The organism is Amycolatopsis rhizosphaerae (assembly GCF_007713715.1).
Lineage (GTDB): Bacteria > Actinomycetota > Actinomycetes > Mycobacteriales > Pseudonocardiaceae > Amycolatopsis_E > Amycolatopsis_E rhizosphaerae.
Window position 1 is genome coordinate 1 of the sequence record NZ_VJWX01000587.1, and the last position, 4,123, is coordinate 4,123.

Genomic DNA, 4,123 nt, shown 5'->3' on the forward strand with positions numbered 1-4,123 from the left:
GCCTTGCGACCCCCGCTCCGCGGCGCCGGTGCCGCCGCGAGGGGTCCCCTCACAGTCGTTTCGACCAGGGCCCGGCAAAGTCGGTCCTTGCATGGGCGAGTCCCACCCTCCGGCGCTTGTGTCCCACCTTCCGGCAGCCCGAGTGCCACGTTCGGCCCGTGCGAGGGCGCCTTTCTCCGCGGTGACCCGCCCGCAACCAGGGCTGCGCGGTGCTGTGAGGGGCCCCCTCACAGCACCCAACCCCGCCCGAACGGGCAACTCACCTGCACGAGCGTGGAACTCACCTGCCTGAGGGTGGGACACAAGCGCACGAGCGTGGGACTCGCCCGGCGGGCGCGCCCTACACCGCGAGCGGACCGGACCTTGCCGGGACCCCGGCCAATACGACCGTGAGGGGTCCCCTCACGGCGCTCGTTCCCGCACTTCCCGGCACTGGTGCATGGTGTCCACAGTGGAATGGGACGGGCGTTTCGAGAGGATTGTGAAGATAGTTCATGATTCGTGCCGGCGTCGGCCGCCGTTCAGCTCGCGTTAGCCCGGACAGTGCCCGGTGGACCTACCGTCTGGCGGTCGGTCCACCATACGGAAGGTACAGTCCATGTCCGATCTGTCCCGAAGAGGTTTCCTCGGCGCCGCGGCGGCGGTGACCGGCGCCGCGGTGGGCGCCGCACTGCCCGGCGCCGACGCCAAGGCCTCCCCCGAGCAGGAGCGCAGGCACGAGCGTCACGGGGATCTCCGCGACATCAGGCACGTGGTGATCCTGATGCAGGAAAACCGCAGTTTCGACCACTATTTCGGCTCCCTCAGGGGCGTTCGCGGTTTCGCCGACCGGTCGACCATCACACTGCCCGGCGGACTGTCGGTGTTCCAGCAGCCCACGTCCGCTCCGGGCATGCCGGTCACGGGCACGCAGTACCCCTGGCGCCTCAGCGACGCCCCGGCCGCGGCCTACCCCGCCGGGCACCAGCCGCCGAGCCCGGAGACCGGGGCACAGGGCTACGGCGGGACCGCGCACAGCTGGGACGACCAGCACGGCGCCTGGAACGGCGGCCTGATGAACGGCTGGGTGTTCGCCAAGCACGGACCGACGACGCTGGGCTACCTCAACCGCGACGACATCCCGTTCCACTACGCCCTCGCCGACGCCTACACCGTCGGCGACGCCTACCACTGCTCGGTGCTCAGCGCCACCGGTCCGAACCGGACCTACCTGTGGAGCGGCACGATCGACGCGCAGAAGAAGTACAGCGACTTCGTGGCCTACAGCGGCGGCGACGAGATCGGCCGGAACCTGCTCTGGGAGTCCTACGCCGAGACCCTGCAGAAGGCCGGTGTCTCCTGGCGGGTCTACCAGGGTTCGGACAACTACGGCGACAACGGCCTGGAGTACTTCGCCTCCTTCGCCAAGTACGACCCCGAGCAGGGCGGCACGCCGGCCCCGGGCAACGTGCTCTACGACAACGGCGTGGCCACCGTCCCCGAGCCGGTCACCGGGATCACCGGCAACGCCGACAACCTGGCCAACGCCATCAGGGCGGACGTGCTCGCGGGCCGGCTCCCCCAGGTGTCGTGGGTGGTCACCAACCAGGCCTTCTCCGAGCACCCGGACGGCGCACCGAACGACGGCGCCTACTTCGTCAACGGCGTGCTGGAAGCGCTCAACGCCGACCCCGAGGTGTTCAACTCCACCCTGGTGATCATCAACTACGACGAGAACGACGGGCAGTTCGACCACGTGCCGCCGCCCGTGCCCGCCCCGGGGACCAAGGACGAGTTCTACTACGAGGCCTCGGGAACCCTCGCCGGCTACGGCGTCAAGGAGCCCATGCCGGTCGGCCTCGGCTTCCGCGTGCCGCTGCTGCTGATCTCGCCGTGGACGCGCGGCGGCTGGGTCACCTCCGAGGTTTCCGACCACACCTCGGTGATCCAGTTCCTGGAGAAGTGGACCGAGGCGCTGGGCACCCCGGCGGCCTGCCCCAACATCAGTGCCTGGCGGCGTGGCGTCTGCGGCGACCTGACCGGCGCCTTCGACTTCGACTCCCCCGTGTATGGCCTGCCGGAACTCCCGGCGACCACGGTGATCGGCGACCCGCAGGGCGGCTCCTACCACCCGCCGGTGACGAGCAACCAGATGCCGCGGCAGGAGCCGGGCGCCCGGCCTGCCCGCGCGCTGCCCTACCAGCCCAACGCGAACCTCGACGGGTTCACCTTCGGGGCGGACGGATCGGTGCGGGCGGACCTGTCCTTCGGCAACGCCGGACCGCACGTCCGCAAGGCCAGCCACTTCTCCGTCTACGACAACACCGCGCCCGCCCCGTCGCCGGCCGACTACCCGGCCAAGTTCCCGGGGCAGTACACGGTCGCCCCGTCGAGGGAGGCGGGGAAACCGGCCGTGCCCGGCTCGGTCGCGATCAGCTCCGGTGCCTACGACCTCACGGTGGTGGGCCCGAACCGCTTCCTGCGGCACTTCACCGGTGACGTCACCGCCGCCGGGAAGACGGCGCAGGTGAAGGCGGAGTACCACCGGGGCGGGTTCGGCCCGAGGCCGCAGCTGATGCTCGAACTGGTCAACGACGGCACGGAACCGGTGACGTTCACCGTCGCGCCGAACAACTACTCGAGCGAACGCGCCCGGACCTACCGTGTGCCCCCGCGCGGCCGCGCGACGCACGTGGTGGACCCGCTCGCGACCGCCCACGGGTGGTACGACCTGTCGGTCACCCTCGCCGGCGACCGCTCCTGGTCCCGCCGCTACGTCGGCCACCTCGAAGACGGCCGGGACAGCGTCTCCGGCTGACGCACGGTACGTCCGGGACGCCCTCAAGGCCGGCCTTGAGGGCGTCCCGGACGGCCGGAAGGGGCAGCTCACTCGCCGGAGCGTGGGACTCAGGCCGCGGCGGCCGCCAGCAGTTTCTCGGTGCGCCGGACCGCGGCCGCCCGTTCCTTCTCGTTGGCCGCCAGCGCCCGCACCACCGGATCGTCCGGGCCGCGCCGGGCCCGCAGTTCCGCCATCCGCTTCGCGAACGAGACCGGCTCGCCGTCCGGGCTGGTCGTCATGTCGCAGTACCACAACGCATCCCGTACCGCGGTGCGCTCGTCGGCGTATCCGGCGAGCCGCCCGGACAGGCCGATCAGCTCCGCCACGGCGGACGCCCCGGCGTGGTGGGCCACCAGTGCGCAGATCCGCCGCGGTATCCCCTGCCGCAGCAGGAAAGCGGCCCCGTCCAGCTGGTGCATCCCGGTTTCGGCCAGTTCGGCGGCGTAGCCGATGTCGTGCAGCCACGCCGAAGCCACCAGCACCGGCCGGTCCCGCGGCGGCAGCGCCGGGGCGACCGCGACGGCCTGGCGTGCCACCCCTTGTGTGTGCGCCCACCTCCGCGGGAGTCCGGTGGCCAGCAGGCGTTGCGCGGTCTCGCGGGCCCAGGCCACCAGGTCCACCTCGCCCCGGGTGGCCCGCAGCCGACGCCGCACCTCGCGCTCGACCAGCACCGGTACGAAGTCGGTGACGGTGGCGCCGTCGAACTTCGACCGGGCCTGTTCGACCCAGTCGTGCAGGACCTCGGGTCCCACCAGATCCTGCCCGCCCGCGAGCCTGGCCTCCAGCCACCGCATCCGCCGGTCCAATCGCGACAGACGGTCCTGCGGCGAGGCCAGAGTTGTCGTCATCACTCCCCGATTCCCCTTCATGCCGCCGGCTCGGCGCGGCGAACCCAGTCTGGAGTCCCACGGTGACGTCCACAAGCGCCGGAGATCCCCACCGCAGGGGATTCCCCGTTCCCCTCCCGCCACGGTAATAGGGGCCGCGCAACCGGATGTGGCGGCGGTGAAGGAACTCACAGCCCTTCGGTCCGGGCAAGCGCTTTCCCATCCACACCGCACTGGCCGAAGCAGCCGGGGCACAGCAACTCCTCACCCGCGCTGCCGAGCAGGGCGCATTCCTGGTGCCGGTCGCAGCGCGGGCAACGGAACTCGGTCAGCTCCGCGAGACTGTGCAGGCGCAGCGCGGCGGTGACGAAATACGTGGAGACCACGGCCACCGCTCGCCCGTCCACGAGCACCACGACCGGATGGTTCCCGGCGGGAGGGCGGGACCGGCGCCGGGCCGGCGGTCTGTCCCACGCTC

Annotated in this window: 2 protein-coding genes and 1 pseudogene; 1 reads left to right on the forward strand and 2 read right to left on the reverse strand. The window is 71.5% G+C overall.

What is annotated here, in order from left to right; all coding sequences use genetic code 11:
- Nucleotides 1-598: 598 nt before the first annotated feature.
- Nucleotides 599-2,797 (forward strand): phosphocholine-specific phospholipase C, encoded by a 2,199-nt coding sequence (locus FNH05_RS33680; RefSeq protein WP_144592898.1) that lies wholly within the window; start codon nucleotides 599-601, stop codon nucleotides 2,795-2,797.
- A gap of 89 nt (nucleotides 2,798-2,886) precedes the next feature.
- Here the strand turns inward: FNH05_RS33680 and FNH05_RS33685 are convergent, their stop codons facing one another.
- Nucleotides 2,887-3,666, reverse strand: coding sequence for a three-helix bundle dimerization domain-containing protein (locus FNH05_RS33685; RefSeq protein ID WP_246128102.1), 780 nt, complete (start codon nucleotides 3,664-3,666; stop codon nucleotides 2,887-2,889).
- A 167-nt stretch (nucleotides 3,667-3,833) separates the two neighbouring features.
- Nucleotides 3,834-4,123 (reverse strand): annotated as a pseudogene (locus tag FNH05_RS33690) (hypothetical protein); the annotation flags it as partial.

What these genes read in the sequence shown, in the direction of transcription:
- FNH05_RS33680 (WP_144592898.1), top strand. Translation starts at nt 599, where the DNA reads ATGTCCGATCTGTCCCGAAGAGGTTTCCTCGGCGCCGCGGCGGCGGTG.
- FNH05_RS33685 (WP_246128102.1), bottom strand. Translation starts at nt 3,666, where the DNA reads ATGACGACAACTCTGGCCTCGCCGCAGGACCGTCTGTCGCGATTGGAC.